The 25,982-nt window shown below is 57.1% G+C and carries 21 protein-coding genes and 1 pseudogene; 13 read left to right on the forward strand and 9 right to left on the reverse strand.

The window, feature by feature from the left end:
• Positions 1-16 precede the first annotated feature (16 nt).
• The 4 genes from PSES9_RS0106935 to PSES9_RS0106950 form a co-directional block, all read right to left on the reverse strand.
• Positions 17-2,071, reverse strand: a complete 2,055-nt coding sequence (locus PSES9_RS0106935) for an FAD-binding oxidoreductase (RefSeq protein WP_010485415.1) — start codon at positions 2,069-2,071, stop codon at positions 17-19.
• 48 nt (positions 2,072-2,119) lie between these two features.
• The gene (locus PSES9_RS0106940; RefSeq protein WP_010485416.1) at positions 2,120-2,749 is read right to left on the reverse strand and encodes a glutathione S-transferase; all 630 of its coding nucleotides are present in this window, start codon (positions 2,747-2,749) and stop codon (positions 2,120-2,122) included.
• A 146-nt stretch (positions 2,750-2,895) separates the two neighbouring features.
• Positions 2,896-3,804 (reverse strand): LysR family transcriptional regulator, encoded by a 909-nt coding sequence (locus PSES9_RS0106945; protein ID WP_010485418.1) that lies wholly within the window; start codon positions 3,802-3,804, stop codon positions 2,896-2,898.
• The gene (locus PSES9_RS0106950; RefSeq protein ID WP_010485420.1) at positions 3,805-4,704 is read right to left on the reverse strand and encodes a LysR family transcriptional regulator; all 900 of its coding nucleotides are present in this window, start codon (positions 4,702-4,704) and stop codon (positions 3,805-3,807) included.
• Between the two features lie 511 nt (positions 4,705-5,215).
• On the opposite strand from PSES9_RS0106950, the gene PSES9_RS0106955 reads away from it, so the two are divergent.
• From PSES9_RS0106955 to PSES9_RS0106970, 4 genes are all read left to right on the forward strand, one after another.
• Complete coding sequence (locus tag PSES9_RS0106955; protein WP_138943057.1) at positions 5,216-6,094, forward strand: hypothetical protein; 879 nt, start codon at positions 5,216-5,218, stop codon at positions 6,092-6,094.
• Between the two features lie 411 nt (positions 6,095-6,505).
• Entirely contained in the window at positions 6,506-7,417 is a 912-nt protein-coding gene (locus PSES9_RS0106960) for a LysR family transcriptional regulator (protein WP_010485426.1), read from the forward strand.
• A gap of 390 nt (positions 7,418-7,807) precedes the next feature.
• The gene (locus PSES9_RS0106965) at positions 7,808-9,100 is read left to right on the forward strand and encodes an MFS transporter (protein ID WP_010485428.1); all 1,293 of its coding nucleotides are present in this window, start codon (positions 7,808-7,810) and stop codon (positions 9,098-9,100) included.
• On the forward strand, positions 9,100-10,281 hold the full coding sequence (locus PSES9_RS0106970; protein ID WP_010485430.1) for a M20 aminoacylase family protein: 1,182 nt from the start codon (positions 9,100-9,102) through the stop codon (positions 10,279-10,281). Before PSES9_RS0106965 ends, PSES9_RS0106970 begins: the two co-directional genes overlap by 1 nt.
• Before the next feature lie 28 nt (positions 10,282-10,309).
• Here the strand turns inward: PSES9_RS0106970 and PSES9_RS0106975 are convergent, their stop codons facing one another.
• Both PSES9_RS0106975 and PSES9_RS0106980 read right to left on the reverse strand, forming a co-directional pair.
• Positions 10,310-10,999 (reverse strand): response regulator, encoded by a 690-nt coding sequence (locus PSES9_RS0106975; RefSeq protein ID WP_010485432.1) that lies wholly within the window; start codon positions 10,997-10,999, stop codon positions 10,310-10,312.
• A complete protein-coding gene (locus tag PSES9_RS0106980; protein WP_010485434.1) occupies positions 10,974-14,372 on the reverse strand; it encodes an ATP-binding protein in 3,399 nt (1,132 codons plus the stop codon). Before PSES9_RS0106980 ends, PSES9_RS0106975 begins: the two co-directional genes overlap by 26 nt.
• Before the next feature lie 341 nt (positions 14,373-14,713).
• On the opposite strand from PSES9_RS0106980, the gene urtA reads away from it, so the two are divergent.
• The 7 genes and pseudogenes from urtA (at position 14,714) to PSES9_RS0107020 (ending at position 21,685) form a co-directional block, all read left to right on the forward strand.
• A complete protein-coding gene (gene urtA, locus PSES9_RS0106985) occupies positions 14,714-15,928 on the forward strand; it encodes an urea ABC transporter substrate-binding protein (RefSeq protein ID WP_425439618.1) in 1,215 nt (404 codons plus the stop codon).
• A 109-nt stretch (positions 15,929-16,037) separates the two neighbouring features.
• A complete protein-coding gene (gene urtB / locus PSES9_RS0106990; RefSeq protein WP_010485437.1) occupies positions 16,038-16,958 on the forward strand; it encodes an urea ABC transporter permease subunit UrtB in 921 nt (306 codons plus the stop codon).
• A gap of 100 nt (positions 16,959-17,058) precedes the next feature.
• A complete protein-coding gene (gene urtC / locus PSES9_RS0107000) occupies positions 17,059-18,240 on the forward strand; it encodes an urea ABC transporter permease subunit UrtC (RefSeq protein WP_010485439.1) in 1,182 nt (393 codons plus the stop codon).
• Positions 18,237-19,000: pseudogene (gene urtD / locus PSES9_RS23050) on the forward strand (urea ABC transporter ATP-binding protein UrtD). The gene urtC and the pseudogene urtD overlap by 4 nt, the downstream one beginning before the upstream one ends.
• An 86-nt stretch (positions 19,001-19,086) precedes the next feature.
• A complete protein-coding gene (gene urtE, locus PSES9_RS0107010; RefSeq protein ID WP_010485441.1) occupies positions 19,087-19,776 on the forward strand; it encodes an urea ABC transporter ATP-binding subunit UrtE in 690 nt (229 codons plus the stop codon).
• Between the two features lie 210 nt (positions 19,777-19,986).
• Positions 19,987-21,216 carry a formamidase gene (gene fmdA / locus PSES9_RS0107015; protein ID WP_010485443.1) on the forward strand — a complete coding sequence of 410 codons (1,230 nt, stop codon included), beginning with the start codon at positions 19,987-19,989 and terminating at the stop codon, positions 21,214-21,216.
• A gap of 121 nt (positions 21,217-21,337) precedes the next feature.
• Positions 21,338-21,685, forward strand: a complete 348-nt coding sequence (locus tag PSES9_RS0107020; RefSeq protein ID WP_010485445.1) for an FmdB family zinc ribbon protein — start codon at positions 21,338-21,340, stop codon at positions 21,683-21,685.
• A gap of 20 nt (positions 21,686-21,705) precedes the next feature.
• Here PSES9_RS0107020 and PSES9_RS0107025 read toward each other — a convergent pair whose 3' ends face one another.
• From PSES9_RS0107025 to PSES9_RS0107035, 3 genes are read right to left on the reverse strand one after another with little or no spacing between them, the layout of a single operon-like run.
• Positions 21,706-22,065 carry a hydroxyisourate hydrolase gene (locus PSES9_RS0107025; protein WP_010485447.1) on the reverse strand — a complete coding sequence of 120 codons (360 nt, stop codon included), beginning with the start codon at positions 22,063-22,065 and terminating at the stop codon, positions 21,706-21,708.
• Complete coding sequence (locus tag PSES9_RS0107030; protein ID WP_010485450.1) at positions 22,062-22,562, reverse strand: nucleoside deaminase; 501 nt, start codon at positions 22,560-22,562, stop codon at positions 22,062-22,064. Before PSES9_RS0107030 ends, PSES9_RS0107025 begins: the two co-directional genes overlap by 4 nt.
• A gap of 60 nt (positions 22,563-22,622) precedes the next feature.
• A complete protein-coding gene (locus PSES9_RS0107035; RefSeq protein ID WP_010485451.1) occupies positions 22,623-23,966 on the reverse strand; it encodes a nucleobase:cation symporter-2 family protein in 1,344 nt (447 codons plus the stop codon).
• A gap of 168 nt (positions 23,967-24,134) precedes the next feature.
• Between PSES9_RS0107035 and PSES9_RS0107040 the strand changes: the two genes are divergently transcribed.
• Both PSES9_RS0107040 and PSES9_RS0107050 read left to right on the forward strand, forming a co-directional pair.
• A complete protein-coding gene (locus PSES9_RS0107040) occupies positions 24,135-25,049 on the forward strand; it encodes a LysR family transcriptional regulator (RefSeq protein ID WP_010485453.1) in 915 nt (304 codons plus the stop codon).
• A gap of 184 nt (positions 25,050-25,233) precedes the next feature.
• Complete coding sequence (locus PSES9_RS0107050) at positions 25,234-25,977, forward strand: glutaredoxin family protein (RefSeq protein WP_010485456.1); 744 nt, start codon at positions 25,234-25,236, stop codon at positions 25,975-25,977.
• The last annotated feature ends 5 nt before the right edge of the window (positions 25,978-25,982 follow it).

Genomic DNA, 25,982 nt, shown 5'->3' on the forward strand with positions numbered 1-25,982 from the left:
GGTTGTGACGCGTTGCTTAAAGGTCAAGAACCAAGGGCAAAGTCCCTTCTGCTGCTTGTGCAGGTATGGCGCAGCAGATCAGCACAGTATTGTCATCTGGCAATTGCGCGGGTGGATTGGGGTAATGCACCCGGCCGCTGATCAAGCGCGTGCTGCAGGTGCCGCAAGAGCCACCACGACAACTGAACTCAGGGCTGAGCCCCCGGCTTTCCGCCAACTCCAACAGACTGCCGCTATCTGGCTTCCAGCGTGCCTGGGTGGCAGAGGATGAAAAATAGACAGGGACCGGCGTGCTTGCAGCAGGCGGTTGCTCCAGCACCGATGATTGTTCTACTTCAAACCGGCGAAGGGCCGAGGGGCCGAAGGCTTCGGCGTGAATGCGCCGGTCTGGAATATTGATGCCACGCAGAGCGTCGTAAATATCCTGGATAAAACCTGCCGGGCCGCACAGATAAAAATCATAGTCATCCAGCGGTAATCGAGCCTTGATCTGAGCAAATCCGAGACGGCCGGCCACTTGGTAGTGCTGGTCCAGCACCGTGTCTGGGCCGGGGTTACTCAATGCCCGGTGGATATGCAGTCGTCCGGCAGAGCGTTGTTGCAGGTCTTTGAGTTCCGCCTGAAACGGCAGGTCCTCAAGGCCTCTGGCGCTTTGGAATAGATGAACGGGACGCTCGGTTTGCTGCAGTTGATTTTGCACAACCAGCTCTCTGGCCATGGAAATCAGTGGTGTGATGCCCACTCCCGCCCCAATCAGGACCACTGGCCTTGCTGTCCCGTCACAGAGGGTAAAGTTGCCCAGCGGCGTGCGGACTTCGAGCAGGTCGCCAACCTTCACTTGGTGGTGAAGAAATTGCGATGCTTTGCCTTGCAGCTTGACACTAATGCGGACGTGTCCGTCTGAGGGTGCGCTGGACAGGCTATAGGTACGTACGAGCGCATCCTGGCCTGCCCCGGGGATGCGCATCGGCAAGTGCTGGCCAGGGGAGAAGGCAACCTGTGCGCCGTCCAGCGGTTCAAGGTACAGCGAGCGAATGTCTTTGCTCTCTTGGTGGACTCCCGTCACTCGCCATTGATGCCACTGTCGGCGCAGTTCGTTCTGGCGCACGCGCTCGTCAGCCTGCTCCCAGGTTCCAGTCATCAGGCTGGTCGGGGCATAGTCATCAAATGTCCAGCGAATCGACAAGGCCTTGGGGCGCAGGACGACTCGCTCTGCATCAAAGGTCCAGATCCGCTCGGCGCCCTCGAATGCCTTGATTGTCGGACTGTCGAGTATCAGTTCTGCCCGCCCGGTAAGTTGCAGCATGTCCCCGTTTGTGAAGTCGACGAACAACAGCCCGGCCAATCCGTTGGCCTGCAAGTTGCCAAGGGTATTGAAGTGCAGGTTCCCAGCGTAGTCAGGAATGCTCAGTCGGTTGCCTTCGACCTTGACGAAACCGGCGCGCCCGCCGCGGTGGGATACGTCAACTGAACAGCTGTGGTCTTCATGGGTAAAGTAGCTGGCAATGAAAAAGGTGTCGGCATCGCGAATCATTTTGCTGGTTTGTTCGTCCAGCACCGAGGCGTCGAGCCGTGGGCCCTTTCCCGGTGGATCGGGTAAGCGTGTATAGGACCTTTGCTGAATATACTTGGGGCAGTTGCCGAAGGAGTGCTCGACCGCAACTTCAAGCCGATTTGCCGTAGCCTGCTGGATAATCCCATTGACGCGGTTGCGCCGCCGAGTGTGCAGTTCGATACCCAGCATGCCTATGGGCTGTCCTGCCTGCATTCCGGCGGTGGCTGGGTCCTGGCTGTCGGGCTGTACAGCCAGGGCCAGGTGTTCCGGGTCAGGTGAGCTGACGAAACCTTCGGGTCCTTCCAGAAAGGTAGCCCAAGGCCGCATTTCTGTGTCCAGGCTGCCAACCACCATAAAGGGCAATTGCTGGAAGAACTCGCGGTGTTGGTCGGGCATATAGGGACGAATGACCTTTTGTCCAACCGCCTCCATTCGATCAGAGGCGTTGAACAGGTCTTGGAGTATTTTCTCACCGGCATGCCAAGGTGATCGACGGTGCTTGGGAAGGTGTTCCATGCGGAGCACTCCTTGAATTGGCGGCCTTAACAGCAGCCTGATCCGGACTTAGCTTGCTTGTAGACCTACAGCGGTGCGTTGCATCGGCACGAATCCGGGAAGCGCTTCAATGCGCGCAAGCCAAGCCCGCACATTTGGGTAGGCCTCAAGAGAGACGTTGCCCTCCGGGGCATGGGCTATGTAGCTGTAATTGGCTACATCGGCAATGGTGGGCTGGTCGCCGACCAGGAACGAGCGCTCGTTTAGTTCGTTGTCCATCAGCTTAAGCAAGGCGTGGGAGCGGCCGATGACTTCATCCGCATTGAATGACGCGCCGAATACCGTAATCAACCGCGCGGCGGCAGGGCCAAACGCAACTTGACCTGCGGCCACCGAAAGCCAGCGCTGGATATGTGCGGCCGTCAGCGGGTCTTCGATTTTCCAGTTACCGCTACCGTATTTTTGCGCGAGATAGACCAGTATCGAGTTGGAGTCACTGATAACAGTGCCTTTGTCGTCAATAACCGGAACCTGGCCGAAGGGGTTGATGGCCAGGAACTCGGCTTTTTTGTGCGCGCCGTTGGCAAGGTCGACAAAGACCAAGTCGGTGGGTAGTTGTAGCAGGGAGAGCAGTAGCTCAACGCGATGGGAGTGGCCGGACAAAGGGTGGCGATAGAGCTTTATGGCATCAGTGGGCATGATTTTGACTCCTCAGTTGATTTGGGGAAATCAGCGCTAAGGCAAACCCAATAGGAGGTTAATGCGCTGGTTGGGGATACTGCGCCCAGGCTTGGCTGAGCAGAAGCCCCGTCACAGACAATGCATAATTTCGTTTTTTGAAAGAGTCAGCTTGATTCAAGAAGCGCCGGATGGGCACGCAGCAGCGGCGTTGCGAAATCGATAAAGGTGCGCACGCGTGCGTCGGCACGTCGGCCATTGCGATAGAGTAGTTGTGCGGGTACGGCTGGACTGGAGAAGTCTGTCAGAACCGGTATTAATAATCCGTTGCGTACTTCATCGTGGACCTCGTAGCTCATGCAGCGAACCAGCCCGAGCCCGAGGCTCGCCGCGCGAATGGCCGCGCGCTGGTTCGTGCATCTGAGCCCCGGTGCGAGCTTTGCCTGCCGGTAGGAACCCGCGTTGCAAAAGCGCCATTCGGATTCGCAACCTTGGGCCGTCGTGACAATCGTCCGGTGGCTCTTGAGGTCGACAGGCGTTTGTGGCTTTCCCCATTTTGCGAGGTAGCCGGGCGCGCCACAGATGATTGGCTTTACCTTGCCAATCGGCATGGCGAAGCTAGAAGAGTCCGGCAGTTGGCTTACGACCAGGGCGATATCGATACCTTCCTCAAGGAGTTTGGGTACAGCTTCACGGGTTAGGGTAAGCAGTCGCACATCGGCAAAGGCTTCCAGGTAGGCCAGGGCAATCGGCATGAATATTTGCGACGCCATCAGCAGTGGCAATGCGACAGTCAACTGTCCGGACGGGCGTGCGTGCAGACCCACAGCAGAGTGCTCGGCCGCAACAGTCTGGCGCAATATATGTCGACAGCTGTGGGCGAACTCTTTGCCTGTCGGGCTCAGGGTGACACCCCGGGGGCCACGGAGCAGCAGGGTATTATTCAGACGTGTTTCCAAGGCGCTGATCGTTCGCATGACAGTGGCGCATGACACTTGCAGGTGCCGCGCAGCGCCAGCCAGACTGCCAGTCATCGCCACGGCATCGAATGTCTGGATCTCTCGATAACGGCCCATTTACAGGTCCCGCGTCGCTGGTTGCAGACTCGGGTCGGCAAGAAACTGGCGTGTGCAATAGTCGACGAAGGTTCGTACCTTGGCGGGTAGTCGGCCACTGTCTTGATAAACAATATGTACCGGCAAGGCAGTTTTTTCGAACTCTTGAAGGACAATTTCCAGCTCGCCCCTGGTCACCCATTCGGCAACTTGGTAAGAAAGCACCCGCGTCAGGCCTCCCCCCATGCGCGCGGCATTGATCGCCGCTTGATTAGAACTGACCACCAGGCGGGCCTTGGGGTGTAAGGTCAAGTCACTTTTCCCGGTCTTGAAGTGCCAGGCGGTCAGCAGATTGCTAGCCGAGGACATGACAATCGGCATGCTTAGCACGTCCTTGGGCAATGTTGGCCTGCCCACCCGGTCTAGAAAATCAGGCGCGGCGCAGACGACGGGACGGATTTGGCCGACCTTCACCGCCCGGAGGCTGGTGTCCGGTAATTGACCGATGCGGATGGCGACATCTATGCCTTCCTCAACCATGTTTACCAGACGATCAACCAACAGGGCGTTGATGGTGACCTGAGGATGTTGCTCCAGATAGGCGTTGACCAGCGGGATCAGATACAGTTCGCCGAACATTACAGATGCGGTCACGGCCAAGTCGCCTCGCGCCCGGTTACTGCTGCCTGCTGCCAGTTCTTCCGCTTCGTCAAGTTCGAGCAGGATGCGTTTGCAATCATCGACATAGCGCCGCCCAGCTTCGGTCAGGCGCAGGCTGCGTGTACTCCGCGCCAATAACAGCGTGCCCAGGCGGCTTTCAAGCCCGGCAATCACACGCGTGACACTCGTTGGCGACATAGCCATCAGCTTGGCCCCACCGGCGAGGCTTTCTGCCTCAGCCACGGCCAGCAGCACCTTCATCTCTTGAAACCTGTCCACAATCACCGCCAACTATAAATTAGGTTAAGTCCTTCATAGCCCAGTCCTTGCCGGCAGGACTGGTATCACTCGCCATAAGGAGGCGGCTCTGCAGCACGGTTGGTCATAAAGCTCGCCTTGGTATTCAAGCAGAGCCTAACAAGAATGCCCGTTGCAAACAGAGTGTTGGCAAGTACCAGGACAGTCTGCTGGTTTTGATGACGCCATCGGCCAGCAAGATGGTCGTGCAAGTTGCACGGTCATTAAAAGTCATCATGCACAATGCAAGCCGTTGCTTGATCGTGCTGGCTTGCTAACTAGTTGATTAGTCTTGCGATTCATAGCTCGTATAAACATGGCATGTGCCTTGCTCCTGCACAGGTGCAAGTGGCATGACTAAGTGTCGCACCTCATGAAGTGTTAGTTGGCTGCATTAGCGTGCGCTTTATATGAGAGATGGACGATGAAAACAATAAACGAACAACTTGCGTTACCGGATTCAATCGCCTTGAGTATGACTCAACTTTCACCCCGTGCAGTTTCATGGGGGGCGATATTGGCGGGTGCTGCTGGCGCGGCGGCGCTGTCGCTGTTATTGCTGGTTCTGGGTACGGGATTGGGGTTTTCGTTTGTCTCGCCCTGGGCCAACGATGGCGCCAGCATCAAGACTCTTGGCGTCTCGACTATCGCCTGGATCACCTTCACCCAGCTGGTAGCCGCCGGTTTGGGCGGCTACCTGGCAGGGCGGCTCAGGGCCAAGTGGACTGATGTCCATGCCGACGAAGTCTATTTCCGCGACACGGCACATGGTTTTCTTGCATGGTCCATTGCGACACTTGCGACTGCGTTGCTGCTGAGCTCTGTGCTGGGCGGCATCGCCAGTGGCGGGGCGAAGGTGGGCGCCTCGTTTGCCCAAGGCGTTGCTTCCTCTGCGGCGAAGGCCGGCGCAGCTGTGACCAACACTGATAATGCAGGCGCTGGCATGAGGTACGCATTGGACAGCCTGTTTCGCCGCACTGTAAATGCGCCTGCCAATGCGCAAAGTGGATTGGCCCCGGCCCAGGAACGACCTGCACCTATTGCCGAAGTCACGCGCATTTTCATGAATGCGATACACACAGGTTCACTGCCAGCCGAGGATACGCAATACCTGGGTCAACTAGTTGCCAGGCGCACAGGGCTCAATCAACCAGAGGCCGAACAGCGAGTCACTGCAACCTTTACCCGAATCAAGAGCGCTGTGGACGAAGCCCAGACCCAGGCACGCCAAACCGCTGATCAAGCGCGTAAGACATCCGCCTATGCAGCGATTTGGTTGTTTATTTCATTGTTGGTTGGCGCTTTCGTTGCGAGTTTTTCCGCCACATTGGGTGGTCGTCAACGCGACGCCTGATCCTGAACATTGATACCCGGAGGTTGTTATGCGTTCTATATTGCTGTTTTTTCTCGGTGTACCAATTCCGATTATTATCTTGCTGGCGATATTTGTCTTTTAACTAAACCAAGTAGGGGTTGGGCAGGGCTGTCGTTATTAAATGCCCCTGTTTGTATAACAGGGGCAGAAGTTGAACTGGCCTTGATAAATATTCCCGGCTCGCTTGTCGGTCGTGACATGACCTTTGAATATTCAACTACTCATGGCGAACGTTTGGATTATAAAAGCCTTGGTGTTAGGCCCGTCGCCTCGCCCCAGGCTGCGCTTTAGCCATCATGCTGTTAAGTCAATCCTGAACTCATAGTCGTTTACTTTTGCCCTGTGCCTATGGTTAATTCCTGCGCTGGTTTAGGTGGGAGTATGAACAGGATGAAGCTTCATCAACTCAGGGCGCTGGTGGCAATTCACCAGTCTGGAAGTATCCAGGAAGCGTCCAAGGTCATGCATATCACTCAACCTGCCCTGAGTCGCTCAATCAAGGAGTTGGAGCGAGAGCTGGGATTCAACCTGTTGCAACGTTCCTACAAGGGGATGTCGCTGACCGAAGAAGGGCGGCGGATTATCCGCCATGCCAATCTGGTGGTGGAAAGCATTCGACGGCTACAGGTCGATGCCGCACATATTCAAGATGCAACGGTCGGGCACATTGCAATCGGGGTGACGTCCCTGACGGCCATGCTCGAAGGCCTGGATGAAGCCATTTTGACGATGCGCCGCAAGTTCCCGCGCTTGACCATCAGCATTACCGACCTGCGCCCCAACCAGATTCTGCAGCGTCTGCGCGATGGCTCGCTGGATTTTGCCATCACCTCCCAGCAACCATTAACTCGCCTGAACCTGGACTGGGAAGCGCTGGGCAGCATCAAAGGCCTGGTGGTTTGCCATAAAAGCAATCTGCATAAGTTCTCGCGCTCCCTGCGCTCCTTGCAGTATGCAAACTGGATTAGCCTGGATGAATTGGACGAGCCTGCATCGCAGTTTCACCAGTTGTTTGAGGTCAATGATATACGCCGCCCGCAGAGCGCCATCGAGTGCACCTCAATCATGCTGGCGCTGAGACTGGTCAAGCATGATGAAGCGCTGATGACGATCAGCGAACTGGCCATTCGGGATTTCAAACGTTATCCACAGGGTGAAGAGTTGGCCCATGTGGACATCCAGGAGTTGGTGCCGGATTACCCAGTCAATCTGGTGTGCATCGACCGCCATAGCCTCACTGCGCCCGCAGAAGAGCTATTCCATGAGTTGAAGGCCCGCTTGTTCGCCAATCCCCAAGGCTGACTGACAGAGGCAACTGCTGTTCTTTTGGCTGAATCGGCTTCCGGACCCTGAACATTTTGTGAAGAGCTGATTGTTAATTTGTTCATGCTATGCCGAACAGTTAATTGAATTTTGCCTGGCACTTGTCAGCTGGGTTTATATGACTCATTAACGGCTGTGTAGCGTGGAGGATGGAAACCGATTCCGCGGCGCAAGCCTGTCGAGCGCTGGGCCAACTTGGGGCGCGGGCCTTGCCTTGTGCGTAATATGCGCCGCAATGCAGCAAGCTAGAGCCTTTTTGCCCGAGCAAGTTAACTAAAAGCTAATCCCTGGCCGAATGTGCATGTGTATTGTTTTTCCGTTTACCAGATAGTGATTTCACAACAACTACGGTGATGGAGATAGGCACTTATGCAAGCGCAAACACTATCAGTCACGGGTGTCGACAGTCCGGCTGCACCGGCACGCCAGCGCGAGAGAAAAGCGGTGATTGCGTGTTCGCTCGGTAACGCGCTGGAGATGTACGACTTCACGATCTACAGCTTCTTTGCGGTATTAATCGGCAAGCACTTCTTCCCGTCCGAGTCGGCAGTGGCCTCGCTATTGTTGTCGCTTACGACATTTGGCGTGGGGTTCCTGATGCGCCCGGTCGGTGCGGTGTTGATTGGCCGGTTTGCCGATCGCAAAGGGCGCAAGTCGGCCTTGAGCCTGACTATCGGCCTGATGACCCTGGGCACTGCGCTGATCGCTTTTGCGCCGACCTATCAACAGATCGGGCTTTTCGCCACAGTGATGCTGGTCTGCGGGCGCTTGATTCAGGGCATATCGGCGGGGGGTGAAATCGGCACTGCGTCCGTGTTCCTGATGGAGTCCGCCCACACTTCCCGGCGTTGCCACATGGTCAGTTGGCAAGCGGCCAGCCAAGGCTATGCTGCTTTGCTCGGTGCAGGGTTCGGTTTTACCCTGAGCCAAGTATTGGATACTTCGGCGCTCGAAAGCTGGGGCTGGCGCATTCCTTTCATCTTTGGCTTGTTGATCGGCCCGGTCGGCTGGTACATCCGCACCCGCCTGCCTGAAACCCATGATGATCAGGCCCCGGCCCCAGCAGCTGACGGCTTTGCAGCCTTGTGGCAGCGCATAGCCTTGGGTATCGGGCTGATGGCCAGCGCCACAATCGGCATGTACTTGTTCGTGTTCTACATGCCGACCTACTTGATCACTGCATTGAATTATCCGCAGAGCAGTGCCATGGCCATCGGCTGCCTGGCAGGCGGTTGCATGGCGATTATCACGCCGTTGGCCGGGCGCTTCGCCGATCGCTATCAACTGCGTAAATCACTGCTGGGCTGGACGGTTGCGCTGCCGGTGGTGCTGGTGATCCCGGCTTTCTATGTGCTGGGCCATACCACCCAACTCTATGTGGCCATGCTGGTGGTCGCCGCTTTGGTATTACCTAGCTGTGTGGGTGCCGGCGCATTTTTCTCGCTGATCATGGAAGGGTTTTCCAAGGAGAACCGAGCCCTTGGAACCTCGGTCAGCTATAGCTTTGGGGTGACGTTGTTCGGTGGTTTTTCACCGCTGATTGCAGCATCCCTGACGGCTGCTTTCGACAGCCCAATGGCTCCGGCGTTCTACCTGGTGGCCGGTGGTGTCGTCAGTTTGATTTGCCTTAAATACTACCCAGAACATAAAGGACGTGAGTAATGAATATGCATGCCCTGCACAAGACGTCTGCAACGCCAGACACTGCATCTTTCATCGATATCCGCCGCCAGATCCACGCAGCCCCTGAGCTAGGAGGCGATACGCCTCACACCGCTGCGCTGGTTGCCGAAATGCTTGAGAGCTGGGGTTACGAGGTACATCGTAATATCGGGGGGCATGGCCTGGTTGGCGTTTTGCGTAATGGAGATGGCAGTCGCACCCTGGGCATTCGGGGTGACATGGATGCGCTGCCCATGGATGAGAAAAACCAGTTCGCGCACGCAAGCCGTGTGCCCGGGCGTATGCATGCCTGTGGCCATGACGGGCATACCACTATCCTGCTTGCCGCCGCCGCTCAGCTCGCGGCCACGCGTCAGTTCAATGGGACGCTCAACCTGATCTTCCAGCCCGATGAAGAAGGCCTTGCAGGCGCCAAGGCCATGATCGACGATGGATTGTTTGAGCGATTCCCCTGCGATGCGGTATTTGCCTTGCACAATATGCCCGGTATTCCTGTGGGAACTTGCGTGGTGCAGGCCGGGCCAACCATGGCGTCCTCCGAACGGGTCAAGATCAACATCACCGGCAAGGGCGGTCATGGTGCCATGCCGGAATTGACCATCGATCCCGTGCCTGTCCTGGCCAGCCTGATCAACGCCATCCAGACCATCAAGTCGCGGGTGTTGGCAGTGGAGGAATATGCGGTGATCAGCATCGGTTCAGTGCAGGCAGGCACGGTCTATAACATCATTCCCGATGAAGTCTCGATGCTGATCAGCGTGCGTACCGATACCAGTGAAACCCAGCAGAAAATCAATAATCGCCTGACTGAAATCGTCAAAGGCCATGAGCAGACCTTTGGCGTAAAGATTGACCTGAGCATGGTGCAACTGGCGCCAGCGCTGGTCAATCATGAGCGGGAAACCGAAATCCTGCGCCAGAGCCTCAGCCCGCTTTTCGCTGAAGGGCAGTTGCTATCGAAGATGCCGAAGAAAGTCATGGGCACCGAAGACTTTGCCTACATGCTGGAAGAGCGTCCAGGCTGTTATTTCATGCTGGGCAACGGCACCGGCGAGTTTCATGGCTGTTCGGTGCACAACCCGCATTACGACTTTAACGACGAACTGATCGAACTGGGCGCACAGTGCTGGGTCAAGTTAGCCGAGCATTATCTGGCGTAGCTGTTTGGACGCCTGGAGTTTGGGTTGTCTAGCGTCCCACATTGGCTGAAATCGCCACGGCGGCTGCCGCCGTGCGCGTTTCCACGCCGAGTTTGACGTAGACGTGTTCCAGGTGTTTGTTCACCGTGCGCGGCGATAGGCCAAGGATGTCGCCGATGTCGCGGTTGGTCTTGCCGCAGGCGACCCAACTGAGTACCTCGACTTCGCGCTCGGTCAGGGAAAATCGCGCAGACAGGGTTTCGTAAGCCGTCTCATTGCTCAGGCTGATATCCCGTGGGGCAGCGGCCTCCCGGGCAGACTTGAGGATCTGCGCAGTGCGCAGGTGTGAGGCGACACGGGCGATCACCTGTTCGGGGTGAATAGGTTTGGTGACGTAGTCGATGCCGCCTGCAGCAAAACCCTCTATTACGTGCTCGCTGTCGGTCAGTGCAGTCATGAACAGCACCGGAATATCTGCCGTCTGCGCCTCGGCTTTTATCCGCCTGCAGGTTTCAAAGCCATCAAGGCCGGGCATCATGGCATCTAGCAGGATCAGGTCCGGGCGTCGGCGCTGGATACGTGACAGAGCGCTGAGACCGTCGAGCGCCACCAGCACCATATAGCCCGCATCATCCAGTGCATCGGAAAGCAGGGCCAGGTTATCCGGGGTGTCGTCCACAATCAGGATTACCCCGCGTGTGGCGGCCAGATGTTCATGGGGTGATGTCAGCGCGTTCATGGTCGGCCTCCTTGAGTTGGCGGGTGAGTTCGTCGAGCCGAAAGTTTTTCACCAGCAGCCGCAAGGGCGCGGTGAAGCCGATGAACTCGGGTGACTGACGATCAATATCATCGAGTTTTTCCTGTAGGCCACGCACATAGCCGAGCGCTGCCAGCTCATGCAGTGCCTCCAGGTCGCTGGCTGTCGGCAAGCGTGACGGTTTGGTTTTGGGTGCAAGCGGACTGCTGGCGCGATGAAGCCACTGCAGGTCCAGTTGCTTCTGGATGCGCTCCAGTAGCTGCGGTGTATGCACCGGCTTGGCCAGGTAATCGTTGCAGGCACTGGTTACACTGCGCTCTCGATCATCGGCAAATGCGTTGGCGGACAGTACGATGATTGGCGCCTGCGACAGCGCATTGCGGCGGATCAGGCGGTTGGTTTCCCAGCCATCCATCTGCGGCATCGACAGGTCCATGAAAATCAGGTCCGGATGCAGCAGTGCGACTTGGCGAATCGCTTCGTGACCGCTGCCAGCCTGGGCGATGTGGAAGCCCAGCGGTTCGAGCATGCCAGCCAGCACGCGGCGATGCTCGATATGGTCATCGACCACCAGAATCAGTCGGCGCGGGCCTTGATAGCCGATGATGTCGTGCTCCACATGCACCACCGCCTGGGGCACGCGAACTTCGGAAAGAAACAGGCGGACCTGAAAGCTGGTGCCTCGGTCGAGTTCGCTGCGCACTGACAATTCACCGCCCATCAACGATGTGAGCATGCGGGTAATGGTCAGGCCAAGTCCTACGCCGTTGTCTTGGCGCATCAAGTCACCACGTTCGAATGGCTGGAAAATCCGTTCGATCTGTTCGGGGGCAATGCCGATGCCGGTGTCGATAATCTCGAAATTTGCCGTCTCGCGCAGGTAGCTGACGCGCAGGCAGACTTCGCCGCTGTCGGTGAAACGCACGGCGTTACCCAGCAGGTTGATCAGTATCTGCCGCACCCGCTTCTCATCACCACGTACGACGCTTGGCATGCGTCCTGTGGTGTGCAGGCGAAAGCGCAGGCCCTTTTCCTCGGCTTGGGGGGTAAACATGCGTTCAAGTTGATGAATGAATTCAGGAAAAGGGATTTCCGAAAGCTCAAGGTTGAGCTTGCCAGCCTCAATCTTGGCCACATCAAGCAAGCCATCAATCAACGACAACAGGTGCGAGCCACTGCGAAAAATGGTGCCAAGCGCATCCTTATGCTGGCTGGGCATGGCGCCATCGCGTTGCAGTATCTGGGTATAGCCGAGAATGCTGTTGAGTGGCGTGCGCAGCTCGTGGGATAAACCGGTGACATAGCGGCTCTTGGCAGCGTTGGCGGCTTCACTGGCTTCCTTGGCCTTTTGCAGCTCCTCGTCGGTACGCCGGTGTGCTTCGATTTCCTGCATTAGCAACAAGGTTTGCCGGTCTGATTCCTTTTGCGCGACATGACGACTTTCGCGGGTCAGCACCACCCACCAGGCCAGAATCGCCGCGAACAATGAAAGCGTTAGCAAGGCCTTGAGAAAAGTCTGGTACAGGGTTTCCAGCATTTGTGGCGAATGGGGTACCAGGCCATGGGAAATCTGCCCGTAGATCAGTGCCAGGGCGCCGCTCAATACCAGGACTAGAACCGTCAGCAGCCCAAGGTATTGCGCAAGCCGGCTGTGCAGGCGTGGAATCGAGCCTTTGGGCAAGAGCCAGCGGGCAAAGTCATCCATCTGTTCACTGAGGCGCGCCTGCGGTTTGCAGGCATCGGCGCAGCGTGCATCCAGCGAGCAGCACAGTGAGCAAATCGGCGTGCTGTAAGCCGGGCAGAACGCCATGTCTGGCGCCTCGAAAGCATTGTTGCACAGGCCGCATTCCGAGGTTGCCTGTGGCCCGCTAGGGTAGAGCAGTTGCGGCACGCTGGAGCGAGCGATGTAGTAGCGGCCCTGGGTGAGCCAGGCAATCAGCGGGGCAAAGATGCAGGCACTGCCCAGCGCAACCATGGGCGAGGCGGCTTGCGCCATGGCCCCAAACAGACCGGCGTAGGCCAGCCCCGACAGTAGCGAGGCAATCAGCATGGCACCGACCCCAACCGGATTGATGTCGTACAGGTGGGCGCGCTTGAACTCAATCCCCTTGGGAGAAAGCCCAAGCGGTTTGTTGATGACTAGATCAGCCACCAGGGCGCCTATCCATGCGATGGCAATATTGGCGTAGAGGCCCAGCACCTGCTGGATGGCATCGAATACGCCGAGCTCCATCAGCATCAGTGCGATGGCAACGTTGAACACCAGCCAGACGACCCGGCCAGGATGACTATGAGTGACACGCGCGAAGAAATTCGACCAAGCCAGGGAGCCGGCGTAGGCATTGGTCATGTTGATCTTGATCTGCGAAATGATGACGAACAACACCATGGCCCCAAGCGCCCACTCAGGTGAGCTGAACACGTAATTGAACGCGACCAGGTACATCTGCGTGGGTTCGGCGGCGCGTTCGATGGGGATTTCATGCTGCAGCGCGAGAAACGCGAGAAATGCGCCCGCGAGCATTTTCAGTGCGCCTGGAATGATCCAGCCGGGCCCGGCCATGATCAAGGCTGCCCACCAGCGCTTGCGGTTGGCCTTGGTTTGTTCTGGGAGAAAGCGCAGGTAGTCGACCTGCTCGCCAATCTGGGTGACCAGCGACAGCGTCACCGTGCAGGCCGCGCCGAAATACAGCAGGTTGAAGGTGCCGCCCTCGCCGACCCGGCCGCCAAAGCTGGTGAGGTCGCTGAAGGCATCCGGGTTTTTCCACATCACAAAGAGGTAAGGCACCAGCAACAACAACAGCCACAAAGGTTGAGACCACATCTGCAGGCGGTTGATCAGGGTGACGCCGTAAGCCACCAAAGGAATGACGATGATCGAACAGATGACATATGCCAACGCCAGCGGGATCTTGAAATACAGCTCCAGGGCCAGCGCCATGATTGCCGCTTCCAGGGCAAAGAACAAAAAGGTAAAGCTGGCATAGATCAGCGAGGTAATGGTCGAACCGATATAGCCAAAGCCCGCGCCACGGGTCAGCAGGTCCATGTCGACACCGTAGCGGGCGGCGTAGTAGCTGATGGGCAAGCCGGTCAGGAAAATCACCAGTGCTACCGCCAGCACCGCCCAAAGGGTATTGGTAAAGCCGTAGCTGATGGCAAGCGCTCCACCTATGGCTTCCAGCGCGAGGAAAGACACGGCACTCAGCGCCGTGTTGGCAATGCGCAGTTCCGACCATTTGCGGAATGACTTCGGGGTAAAGCGGAGCGCGTAGTCCTCCATGGTTTCGTCAGCGACCCAAGTGTTGTAGTCGCGGCGAATCTTGACGATGCGCTGGGTGCCGGTTGGTTGCACGACGCGGTTTCCTTGAGTAGCTGTGCGAAGGTTGTGCGGTCTGTACTGTTGCCAGCTGGAGCAGATGAGGGCTTGCAACAAGCATGCCCCGGGCCTGCAAGGGCCAGCCCACGCGCGCAAGCTTCTATCTGACCGCTTTCCAGGCGTGATCTTGCACCAGTGCGGGGCGTTTGCCTGTACGTCAGACGACGTATGCGCTTACGTCAAGCTGCGTATACCGCCACTGCTCCCCGAACCGCATGCTTGTTGCAACCCGACCCGGTACCCGCAAGGCGAGCCGGTGCGGCAACACCACAACGAGGAGCAAGACCATGGACTTAAGACTGACGGGTGCGAAACGAATGCTTCCCCGGCGCCTGACCCTGGGGGCTGCGGCGCTTTCATTGCTGGCCGCGAGCGTGCTCGGCCAAACCGCCATGGCGGATGACGCCAACACCACCGGCTTGGCGGTGACCGATACCACAGTAACCGTCGGCCAATTGCATTCGGCAACTGGCACCATGGCAATCTCGGAAACCGGCTCTATCCAGGCAGAGCGCCTGGCGATTGACCAGATCAACGCCTCGGGCGGTATCTTGGGCCGGCAAATCAAAGTCATCCAGGAAGACGGCGCTTCAGACTGGCCAACCTTTGCCGAGAAAGCCAAGAAACTCCTTGAAAGCGACAAGGTTGCCGCTGTCTTCGGTTGCTGGACTTCGGCATCGCGTAAAGCCGTATTGCCGATCTTCGAAAAAGACAACGGCCTGCTTTACTACCCGACCTTCTATGAAGGTTTGGAACAATCGAAGAACGTGATCTATACCGGCCAGGAAGCTACCCAGCAGATCCTTGCGAGCCTTGACTGGATCGCCAAAGAGAAAGGCGCCAAGACCTTCTATCTGCTCGGCTCCGACTACATCTGGCCGCGCACCTCGATGAAAATTGCCCGCAAGCACATTGAAAACGTGCTCGGCGGCAAGGTCGTCGGCGAAGAGTACTACCCGCTGGGCAATACCCAGTTCGGCTCGCTGACCAACAAGATCAAGCTGAAAAAACCTGATGTGGTGTTCGCCGCAGTCGTCGGTGGCTCCAACGTGGCCTTCTACAAGCAATTGAAAGCCGCAGGCATCACCTCCGACAAACAAACCCTGCTGACCATCTCGGTAACCGAGGATGAAATGCTCGGTATCGGCGGTGAAAACATGAAGGGTTTCTATTCGTCTATGAAGTACTTCCAGACCCTGGATAACCCCAACAACAAGAAATTTGTTGAGGAATTCAAAGCCAAGTACGGCAAGGATTCGGTCATCGGCGACGTGACCCAGGCGGGTTACCTTGGCCCATGGTTGTGGAAGGCGGCGGTTGAGAAAGCCGGTAGTTTCGACGTCGACAAAGTGGTCGCGGCCTCCCCGGGCATTGAGTTGACCACTGCTCCTGAAGGCTACGTGAAAGTCCATGACAACCATCACTTGTGGAGCAAGGCGCGCATCGCCGAGATCCAGGCTGACGGTACCTTCAAGGTGGTTCATGAGTCCGAGCTGATCGAGCCGAACCCATTCCCGAAAGGCTACCAGTAAGTCGCAAGCGCGGCGATGGCGGTTGGCGCCATCGCCGCCTTTGCCCGCAGCGATTGTCGGGCGAAGGTTTATCTCCCTGTTTAATTGTCTACCCGCGGGAGCCTTCCAGATGGACGTATCACTCTCCGAATTCGGCGCGATTGCCGTGATGCAAGGCTTTAACGGCCTGTCGGTATTCTGCGTACTGCTGCTCATGGCCCTGGGCTTGGCGATTATCTTCGGCCAGATGGGCGTGATCAACATGGCTCATGGCGAGTTCCTGACCGTTGGGGCCTACACCACTTACGTGATTTCATCAGTCACCTTGCAATACTTCCCGGCGCTGCAGCCGTATTATTTTTTCTTCGCCATTGTGGCTTCGTTCCTGATTGCCGGAGCGCTGGGCTGGCTGGTCGAATGGTTGATGATCAGCAAGCTTTATCACCGACCGCTGGACACCTTGCTTGCCACCTGGGGCTTGTCGCTGGTGATGCAGCAGGCGTTTCGTTCGATTTTCGGTGCGCGTGAAGTTGGCGCAGAAATGCCGGAATGGATCATGGGGTCCTGGGCGCCTTCGGCAGCTATCGATATTCCTAAGAACGGCTTGTTTGTGATGGGGCTGACGGTGCTGTTGACCGCCACCATTTTCATCATGTTGTACCGCTCGCGCTGGGGCTTGCAGGTGCGCGCGACCATGCAGAACCGGGTAATGAGCCGGGCAGTTGGCATCAACACCAAAAAAGTCGACCGCATGACTTTCGCCCTGGGTTGCGGCGTGGCTGGCGTGGCTGGCGCGGCGTTTACCACTATCGGCTCGACTGGCCCGACCGCCGGTTCGCTGTACATTGTCGACACCTTCCTCACTGTGGTTTTCGGCGGCGCAGCCAGCCTCGTCGGGACCATCGCCTCGGCGTTCACCATTGCTCAAGCACAGTCGATCATGGAGTTCTTCCTGTCCGGCTCAATGGCCAAGGTGCTGACCTTGTCTGCGGTCATCTTGATCCTGATGCTGCGCCCGCAAGGGTTGTTCTCGATCAAGGTGCGCAAGTGATGCAGATGTCGCTTTTGAAAGGCGCCAGTGCGCTGGCGCAGGAGCTTGCAGTGATCCGCAGGGTCAGTGCAGGCGTGATGCAGAGCCGTAGGAGCCGTCCATGAAAAATGCATATGAAAGCCTGCTGGGTGGCAAGCAGGGGGCCATTGGCCTGCTGGTGCTGGCCGCATTGATTCTGCTGGTGTTCCCGCTGATGCTGGACACTTTTCGCCTGAATATGGTCGGCAAATACCTGACCTACGCATTCGTGGCCGTGGGGCTGGTGGTTTGCTGGGGTTATGGCGGCATTCTAAGTCTTGGCCAGGGCATCTTCTTCGGGCTGGGTGGCTACTGCATGGCGATGTTCCTCAAGCTTGAGGCGTCAGATCCCGAGAGCACCAAGATCCAGTCAACGCCTGGTATTCCGGATTTTATGGATTGGAACCAGATCACCGAACTGCCGATGATGTGGCAACCCTTCCACAGCTTCAGCTTCACCCTGCTGGCGGTGATTGCAGTGCCGACGCTACTGGCCTTGATCATTGGCATCGCCATGTTCAAGCGGCGGGTTGGCGATGTTTACTTTTCTATCGTGACCCAGGCCATTGCCGCGATCCTGACCATTCTTATCATCGGTCAGCAAGGCCTGACGGGAGGGGTCAACGGTATCACCGACCTGAAGACCTTGCTTGGCTGGGATATTCGTCCCGACAGCTCGAAGGTCATCCTCTACTTTGTCAATGCCTTCTTGCTGCTCGGCTGCGTATTGCTGGGGCGTTTTATCCTGACTTCGAAACTCGGTCGACTGTTGATGGCCATGCGCGATAAAGAAGAGCGTGTGCGCTTCTCCGGCTATGACGTGGCCAGTTTCAAGATCTTCGTGTTCTGCGTGGCAGCGGCTTTCTCGGCGATCGGTGGGGCGATGTTTGCTCTGCAGGTTGGCTTTATGTCGCCGAGCTTTGTCGGCATAGTGCCGTCGATCGAGATGGTCATCTTCGCCGCTGTTGGAGGACGCATGTCGTTGCTGGGGGCGGTGTACGGAACCTTGCTGGTGAGCTTCGGCAAGACCTACTTCTCCGAAAGCTTCCCCGAACTGTGGCTGTACCTGATGGGCGGGCTGTTTATCGTCGTGGTCATGTATTTCCCCAACGGCATTGCCGGCTTGTGGGAAAGCCATGGGCGTCGATGGCTTTCCCGGTCGTCGCTGGGCAACAAGCTATTTGGTCGCCCAGAACCCAAGGTGCGGATGGCAAGTAAGGCCGCTGCAGTGCAACCCGTTCGTGAACTGGAGACCACGCCATGAATAGCCCAGCAGGATTTCAGGCTGCCAAGCCGGTACTGGCCGTTGAGGGGTTGACAGTATCTTTTGATGGTTTCAAGGCGGTCAACGACCTGAACCTCTATGTCGATCGCAACGAGGTGCATGTGGTGATCGGGCCGAACGGCGCTGGTAAAACCACGGTGCTTGACTTGATCTGCGGCAAAACCAAGTCAACCGCTGGCAGCATTGAGTTTGATGGTCGCGAACTGACCAAAATGCGCGAGTACGACATCGTTCGCGCCGGGGTCGGGCGCAAGTTTCAGAATCCGTCGATCTACGAAAACCTGACGGTGTTCGAGAACCTGGAGATGTCATATCCCAAGGGCCGCAATGTCTTCAGCGCGCTGTTCTTCAAGCGCACCGCGCAAGTGGTCGCACGGGTCGAGGAGGGCGCCGCTGAAATCTTCCTCAGTGACTTTCTCTCGATAAGCAGGCCGACCTGCTCTCTCACGGCCAAAAGCAGTGGTTGGAGATCGGCATTTTGCTAATGCAGGCCCCCGCGCTGCTGATGCTCGACGAGCCGGTTGCCGGAATGAGCGTCAGCGAGCGGGTGCAGACCGCACAACTGCTCAATCGCATCAGCCAAGGGCGCTCGGTGCTGGTGATCGAGCATGACATGGAGTTCGTCAAAAGCATCGCTAACCGCGTCACTGTGCTGCACCAGGGCAAGGTACTGGCCGAGGGCAGCATGGAAGCGGTGCAGAGCAATCCGAAAGTAATCGAGGTGTACCTCGGCCATTGAGTGCCGGACCAAATTATCGACCAAGACAATCGAGCATCGGCTGGCCACGCCTTGCGTTGGACAGTTGAGCGTTACAGGGGATAGCCATGTTCACAATCAGTAACCTGGTGTCTGGTTACGGCCAGAGCCAAATCCTTCATGAACTTAGTCTGGACGTGGCGAAGAAGGAAATTGTTGCCGTCATGGGGCGTAATGGCATGGGCAAGACCACATTGTTCAAGAGCCTGATGGGCGTGCTGCCGCAGTGGGGCGGGCAGATCAGTATCGACGGCCAGGATGTGTCCAGGCTGGAAACCCATCAGCGAGTCGAGCGAGGCATTGCCTATGTGCCGCAGGGGCGGATGATCTTCTCGCACATGACCGTCCTGGAGAACATCCAGACCGGTCTGCCAGCCTCGGCCAAGGGCAAGGTGCCCGACGACCTTTATGCACTGTTCCCGGTGCTGCACGAGATGCGTTCGCGCAAGGGTGGCAATCTTTCAGGAGGGCAGCAGCAACAGCTCGCAATTGCCCGCGCGCTGGCAACAAATCCCAAGGTACTGTTGCTCGATGAACCGACAGAAGGCATTCAGCCATCGATCATCAAGGACATCGCCCACAAGCTCAAGGAGATTCGCAATTTGCGTGACCTGACCATAGTGGTGTCCGAGCAAGTGCTGTCGTTCACCCTGGAAGTTGCCGATCGGTTCCTGGTGATAGAAAAGGGCAAGTTTGTGATCGAGGAAACCCGCGACAAGGTCGACGAGGCAACCATCAGCCGGTATTTGTCGGTTTAACCACTGAACTCCACGGTCGATCGTCGTGCCGGCACAGCTATGTTGTGCCGGCTTTTCTGCGTGGCCTGGTTTTGCCCTTGAAGCCCGGCGCAGTGCGGGTTTTGCCCATACGTCATTCAGCGTATTTCGTCATTTTCGTCGACGTTTAAGACTAGCTCCGTGTCAGGCGTTTTAGCGCTAAACCCTATCAATGGTCCCAGGAGTTCTGTCATGACCGAAACACTCATCAAGGTCGACCCCAACCAGCCAGCCACCGAGAACGAGCAAATTCATAACCGCTGGCATCCGGATATCCCAATGGCCTGCTGGGTTAAACCGGGCGACGATTTCATCCTGGAAACCTATGACTGGACTGCGGGCGCGATCAAGAATAATGACGATGCCAGCGACGTGCGTGATGTTGACTTGTCCACCGTGCATTACCTGTCGGGGCCGGTCGGCGTGCACGGTGCCGAACCCGGTGATTTGCTGGTGGTCGATTTGCTCGACATTGGCGCCAAGGCTGAGTCCATGTGGGGCTTCAATGGCTTCTTCTCCAAGAACAATGGCGGCGGCTTTCTTACCGACCACTTCCCAATGGCGCAGAAAGCCATCTGGGATTTCAAAGGCATGTTCACCAGCTCGCGACATATCCCGGGTGTGAACTTCGCGGGCTTGATTCACCCTGGCCTGATCGGTTGCTTGCCGGACCACAAGATGTTGGCCGACTGGAACAAGCGCGAGCAGGAGTTGATTGATACCGACCCGCACCGCGTACCGGCGCTGGCCAACCCGCCAATGGCGCCCACTGCGCATATGGGCAAGATGAAAGGCGAGGCGCGTGACCTGGCCGCGCTGACCGGTGCGCGCACTGTGCCGCCGCGCGAACATGGTGGTAACTGCGATATCAAGGACCTGTCCCGTGGCTCCAAGATATTCTTTCCGGTTTATGTCGATGGCGCTGGTTTGTCGGTCGGCGATCTGCATTTCAGTCAAGGCGATGGTGAAATTACCTTTTGCGGTGCCATCGAAATGGCCGGCTGGGTGCACATGAAGGTCGAGCTGATCAAGGGTGGCATGGCCAAGTACGGCATCAAGAACCCGGTGTTCAAGCCAAGCCCGGTTGTGCCGAACTACAACAACTACCTGATTTTCGAAGGCATCTCGGTTGATGAGGAAGGCAAGCAGCACTACCTCGACGTCAACATCGCCTACAAGCAGGCGTGCTTGAATGCCATTAACTACCTGACCAAGTTCGGTTATTCACCTGCGCAAGGTTATGCGCTGCTTGGTTCGGCGCCGGTGCAGGGGCATATCAGTGGGATTGTCGATGTACCAAACGCCTGCGCCACCCTGTGGCTGCCGACAGAAATCTTCGACTTCGATATCAACCCGAACGCCAACGGCCCGACCAAGTTCCTTGACGGCAGCATCGATCTGCCAATTGCGCCGGATCTTTAAACCATCGATCAACAAGCCGGTGTCGACCCGGCAAACGAGTTCTCCCCCCTGGCAGGTCTGGCGCTTTGGACGGCGGCCAGGCTTGTCAGGGAGGTGAACACTGAGTATTCAGGAGTCGTGCATGCCAATTTATGAATATGACTGCGTCGGTTGCGGCGATTTCACCATGTTGCGACCCATGGCCGAGCGTGATCAACCCTGTGATTGCCCATACTGCGGAGCCATAAGCAAACGGGTGATTCTCAGTGCGCCAAGCCTGGCAACCATGCCCGGCACTCAGCGTCGCGCCATTGCGGCCAATGAACGCAGCGCCAACGCCCCGCAAACCCTTGATGAATACAAGCAAAGCCGCAAGCACCCAAAGGGCTGTGGTTGCTGCACGCCGAACAAGCCACTGGCGCCAACCAAGGCCAACCCCCATGCCATGAAAGGCAAGCCTGCGGGGCGGCCCTGGATGATCAGCCATTGAATTTCAGCCAGTAAAGGCGTTCAAGCGCCACCGCGAAAGCAAGACAATCCCCAGGCCGTGAGCTTAAAAGGCAAGTGGTAATGCTGCTGGGGATCGTCCAGCCCGAAGCGATAGACCAGCACATCCAGAAAAGGCACCTGCGGTAGCTGGATGCCCTGCGCCCGGTAGAAATCCGCTACGTCCAGACAGACCTCGTACTGGCCTGGCTCGAACATTTCGCTGTGATCCGCCAGCTCAGCGAACAGGCCATTGGCAGCGATCTGGCCTGCGCAGATCAGTTCCCGGTTCCCGTCTTTTAGACGCTCGACGCTTACGGTCAATCCTTCGGCGACCTTGCCCGTTGCGACATCAACCACATGGATGGAGATGCCAGCATTCATTGCCAAAATCCCTGGTGTGGCTTGGCCGCTTCTTCTTCCAGCATCGGCCCCAATACCTCAACCTGGCGCTGGCCGCGGGCAAAGACTTCACGGCACGGCAAGGAGAAAGTCGGGTTTTCCGGATGGTCGCCGGTCAGGCTCAGTAATGCGTGCTCGGAAAGGGCATATACCACTCGGCCGATACCTGTCCAATAGATGGCGCCGGAACACATGCAGCAGGGCTCGGCGCTGGTGTACAACGTACATTTGGCCAATTCATCAGGGCTCAGCAGCCTGGCCGCCATGGCCGCTGCAGCCAGCTCTGCATGTTGGGTCGGGTCGCCTTCAGGCGGCATCGAATTGTTACCGGCTCGGGCAATGACATTGCCATGCTGGTCTGCGACCAGAGCCGCGAAAGGATGACGACCACGCTGCTTGGATTCTTCGGAAAGCTGGATCGATTGACTCAGCAGGTCCAGGTCGAGCGTGGAAACATTGGGGTTGGTCGAGCTAGTCATAGCGATTCCTGTCGTGATGGTTGGGGCTTCCTCTTGGCCAGGTGCAAGAGGAAGCTGGGCTTACTTGCTTGGCTCGGGTTGGGGATCGAGTACTGCTTCGTGCTCACTGTGCGGATTGCCGTTGAGCAATAGATTGAGAACAATCGCGGTGATTGCACCCAGGAAAATGCCGCTTTCCAAAATCAGTTTCAGGGTGCCACCGGCATGTTCGAACAAGGCTGGGAATGACATCGGCAGCACGCCAACACTCACGGATACCGCCACGATAATTGCGTTGCGCGTGCCCTCGAACTTGACCCGCGAAAGCTCCTGGATGCCGGCTACCGTGGTCATGCCGAACATCACGATGGCACAGCCGCCCAGCACTGGAGTCGGTACTGCGGCGATCAGTGCGCCGAGCTTGGGGAACAGGCCCATGAGCACCATGATTGCGCCCGCCGCCGCGACCACGAAGCGACTCTTGACGTTGGACAGGGCGATCAAACCGGTATTTTGGGTAAAGGCGTTGTAGGGAAAACTATTGAACAGGCCGCCAAGCATGGTTGATAGGCCGTCGGCGCGAAAGGCGTTGGCCAAGGTCCGCTGAGTGGTCGGTTTGCCGGTCAGCTTGCCGATGGCCAGGCAGTTGCCGGTGGTTTCAGCCATGATCACCAGCATTGCCAAGGTCATGATCAGAATCGGCATCAGCGAGAATTCTGGCGCGCCGAAAGCCATGGGTGGACTCAGCTCGAACCAGGCCGCCTCGCCCACGCGGTTAAAGTTGGTCATACCGAAAGCCGCTGCAACCAGGCTGCCCAGAATCAGGCCGATCAACACGCTCAGGTTGCCGACGAACCCGGAAAACTTGGCGTACACAACCAGGGTAATGGCGACCGTCACCAAGCCAAGCAACAGGTTGGCAGGCGCGCCAAAGTCCTCGGCAGCAGGGTTGCCACCGCCCAGCCAGATGGCGGCGGCCGGCATCAGCGAGATGCCAATGATGGTAATCAGGCTGCCAATCACCACCGGCGGGAATAAACGCAGCAGGCGGCTGAAGATTGGAGCAAGAAAAATGGTGATCGCCCCAGCCGCGATAACTGCGCCGAATATCTGGCTGAGGCCGAACTCCTTGCCAATCATGATCATAGGGGCCAGCGCAATAAATGAGCAGCCTTGGATCAGCGGCAGGCGGGCGCCAAATTTCCAGAAGCCGATTGTCTGGATCAGGGTCGCCACGCCTGAGGTCAGCAAGTTGGCGTTGATCAGCAATATTACTTGGGCCGAGGTCAGCCCCAATGCGCTACCCAAAATCAGTGGAACGGCCACAGCCCCGGCATACATCACCAGGACATGCTGCAAACCAAAGGTGAACAATTGGCGGATGGGCAGAACCTCATCGACCGGATGGACTCGTGTGGCTTTCATTAGCGTGTCTCCTGAAGAGGGCAGCTTTATTTTTATAAGGGCCGGGCACGCTATCGGTTCTTCGACCAATTAGTGACTCTGTGCTGGCGAAGTTGATCTTCCCCGCTTGATCTCGATGGAACAAATGAATAACCATCGTTATTACCGATGGGTTAGTTGGACGATGCCATGCGTTTTTCACTGGATCAGCTACAGGTTTTCAGTCTCGTCGTGCAAGCGGGTTCATTCTCTGCGGCTGCGCGTAAAATGGGGCGTACCCAGTCAACCGTGAGTGCTGCAATAGCCAATCTGGAAACCGATCTGGGCGTCGCCTTGTTTGATCGTTCAAGTCGAATTCCGACCTTGACTCCCGCTGGCCAGAAAATGCTGTTGCAAGCTGAGGCCGTGATCGAGCGTTGCCTGGCGCTGGAAAGCCACGCCGACGGCCTGGCCGAGGATGTGGAACCCTGCCTGACGCTGGCCATTGAAGTGCCTTACACCACGGTGATGCCGGTTCTTGTTGAGTTCGAGCAACAGTTTCCTTCGGTCGACCTGATTGTCCGTCATCCTGTGGATGGCGATGTCCGCCAGATATTGCTCAAGGGTGATGCCGCCCTTGGCGTGGCATTTTCGCAACCTGACTATCCCCGTGATCTTGAGTTTATGCAGCTGGGCAAATTGATCATGGTGCATGTCACTCATAGGAATCACCCGCTGGCCCGGCACAAGCAAGTCAGCTTTGCCGAGTTGCATGCCCATCGTCGGCTGGCATTCAGTGCCCACGCCGACAAACTACCAAGTACGGAATACCTGCGTTCCACGCAAATGTGGCAGGCCGAAAGCTACATGGCGGTGATGGAAATGGTGCGCGCCGGATTAGGGTGGGCCACCTTGCCGCGCCAGCTTATCCTGCGTGAATTGAACAATGGTGAATTGGTCGAGTTACAACTGGCTGCATACCCGCACACCGACTGGTTGGTAGGTGTCGATCTGGTATGGCCGCGCCAGCTACGCCGAGGCAAGGCCGAGCGCTGGCTTAAACAGCGTTTGATGCAGAGCAAGGTGTTTGAACTGGATCGCAACGGCCAGTCAACCACGCTGTAGAGCATCCGTGGTTGCTGGGCGATTGCCAGGCCCTGCAATCGACTAACCACTGAACTTTAGCCTGCGGCCATTCTCAGAATCTCATACACCCACTGGCTTTTTAGCATCATGCTGGCCCAGGTGTTTGCCTCATCCATCAGGCCGCGATGCATGCGAAAGCTTCAAGGCGCAAGGAGATTCAGGCATGAGTAACCCCCACAAACAGGCAATCATTTATCGAATGGTCATGGATGAGCACCTGTGTCCGTTCGGGCTAAAAGCCCTTGACCTACTCAATAGAGAAGGATTCGAAGTCGAAGACAACTGGCTTCGTACGCGGCAAGCAACCGATGCATTTATGGATAAACACGGGGTCGAGACCACCCCGCAGATCTTTATCAACGGTGAGCGTATTGGCGGTTTCGATGCCTTGAGAAGACAGCTGGGCAAACCGGTTAGCGATCCGGACGAGGTGACTTACCAACCAGTTATCGCCGTATTCGTCACGGCTGCGCTCATGGCTTTGGCCGCCAGCTGGCTGGCCTTTGCTAGCCTGTTCAAGCTCCAGGCTGTGGAGTGGTTCGTGGCATTCAGCATGTGCATGCTGGCTTCACTCAAGCTACGCGACCTTGAGAGCTTTACCACCATGTTTCTGGGCTATGACTTGCTGGCGCAGCGGGTGGTTCGGTATGCCTATGCGTATCCCTTTGCAGAGCTGATTGCAGGTGTGCTGATGATCAGCGGCTCGCTGGTTTGGCTGTCTGCTCCCTTGGCACTCTTTATCGGCACTATCGGCGCCTATTCCGTGTTCAAGGCGGGTTTTTTTGAAAAGCGCGAGCTCAAGTGTGCCTGTGTCGGTGGTGACAGCAATGTCCCGCTGGGGTTTATATCCCTGACCGAGAACCTGATGATGGTCGGCATGGGGTCATGGATGCTGATCGCGCATTAGGCACG

Source organism: Pseudomonas sp. S9, assembly GCF_000222125.1.
GTDB lineage: Bacteria > Pseudomonadota > Gammaproteobacteria > Pseudomonadales > Pseudomonadaceae > Aquipseudomonas > Aquipseudomonas segetis.

What these genes read in the sequence shown, in the direction of transcription:
- urtB (WP_010485437.1), top strand. Translation starts at nt 16,038, where the DNA reads ATGGACGTATCACTCTCCGAATTCGGCGCGATTGCCGTGATGCAAGGC.
- PSES9_RS0106965 (WP_010485428.1), top strand. Translation starts at nt 7,808, where the DNA reads ATGCAAGCGCAAACACTATCAGTCACGGGTGTCGACAGTCCGGCTGCA.
- PSES9_RS0107040 (WP_010485453.1), top strand. Translation starts at nt 24,135, where the DNA reads ATGCGTTTTTCACTGGATCAGCTACAGGTTTTCAGTCTCGTCGTGCAA.
- urtA (WP_425439618.1), top strand. Translation starts at nt 14,714, where the DNA reads ATGCTTCCCCGGCGCCTGACCCTGGGGGCTGCGGCGCTTTCATTGCTG.
- PSES9_RS0106955 (WP_138943057.1), top strand. Translation starts at nt 5,216, where the DNA reads ATGACTCAACTTTCACCCCGTGCAGTTTCATGGGGGGCGATATTGGCG.
- PSES9_RS0107025 (WP_010485447.1), bottom strand. Translation starts at nt 22,065, where the DNA reads ATGAATGCTGGCATCTCCATCCATGTGGTTGATGTCGCAACGGGCAAG.
- PSES9_RS0107030 (WP_010485450.1), bottom strand. Translation starts at nt 22,562, where the DNA reads ATGACTAGCTCGACCAACCCCAATGTTTCCACGCTCGACCTGGACCTG.
- fmdA (WP_010485443.1), top strand. Translation starts at nt 19,987, where the DNA reads ATGACCGAAACACTCATCAAGGTCGACCCCAACCAGCCAGCCACCGAG.
- urtC (WP_010485439.1), top strand. Translation starts at nt 17,059, where the DNA reads ATGAAAAATGCATATGAAAGCCTGCTGGGTGGCAAGCAGGGGGCCATT.
- PSES9_RS0106950 (WP_010485420.1), bottom strand. Translation starts at nt 4,704, where the DNA reads ATGAAGGTGCTGCTGGCCGTGGCTGAGGCAGAAAGCCTCGCCGGTGGG.
- PSES9_RS0106975 (WP_010485432.1), bottom strand. Translation starts at nt 10,999, where the DNA reads ATGAACGCGCTGACATCACCCCATGAACATCTGGCCGCCACACGCGGG.
- PSES9_RS0107050 (WP_010485456.1), top strand. Translation starts at nt 25,234, where the DNA reads ATGAGTAACCCCCACAAACAGGCAATCATTTATCGAATGGTCATGGAT.
- PSES9_RS0106960 (WP_010485426.1), top strand. Translation starts at nt 6,506, where the DNA reads ATGAAGCTTCATCAACTCAGGGCGCTGGTGGCAATTCACCAGTCTGGA.
- PSES9_RS0107020 (WP_010485445.1), top strand. Translation starts at nt 21,338, where the DNA reads ATGCCAATTTATGAATATGACTGCGTCGGTTGCGGCGATTTCACCATG.
- PSES9_RS0106970 (WP_010485430.1), top strand. Translation starts at nt 9,100, where the DNA reads ATGAATATGCATGCCCTGCACAAGACGTCTGCAACGCCAGACACTGCA.
- urtE (WP_010485441.1), top strand. Translation starts at nt 19,087, where the DNA reads ATGTTCACAATCAGTAACCTGGTGTCTGGTTACGGCCAGAGCCAAATC.
- PSES9_RS0106945 (WP_010485418.1), bottom strand. Translation starts at nt 3,804, where the DNA reads ATGGGCCGTTATCGAGAGATCCAGACATTCGATGCCGTGGCGATGACT.
- PSES9_RS0107035 (WP_010485451.1), bottom strand. Translation starts at nt 23,966, where the DNA reads ATGAAAGCCACACGAGTCCATCCGGTCGATGAGGTTCTGCCCATCCGC.
- PSES9_RS0106935 (WP_010485415.1), bottom strand. Translation starts at nt 2,071, where the DNA reads ATGGAACACCTTCCCAAGCACCGTCGATCACCTTGGCATGCCGGTGAG.
- PSES9_RS0106940 (WP_010485416.1), bottom strand. Translation starts at nt 2,749, where the DNA reads ATGCCCACTGATGCCATAAAGCTCTATCGCCACCCTTTGTCCGGCCAC.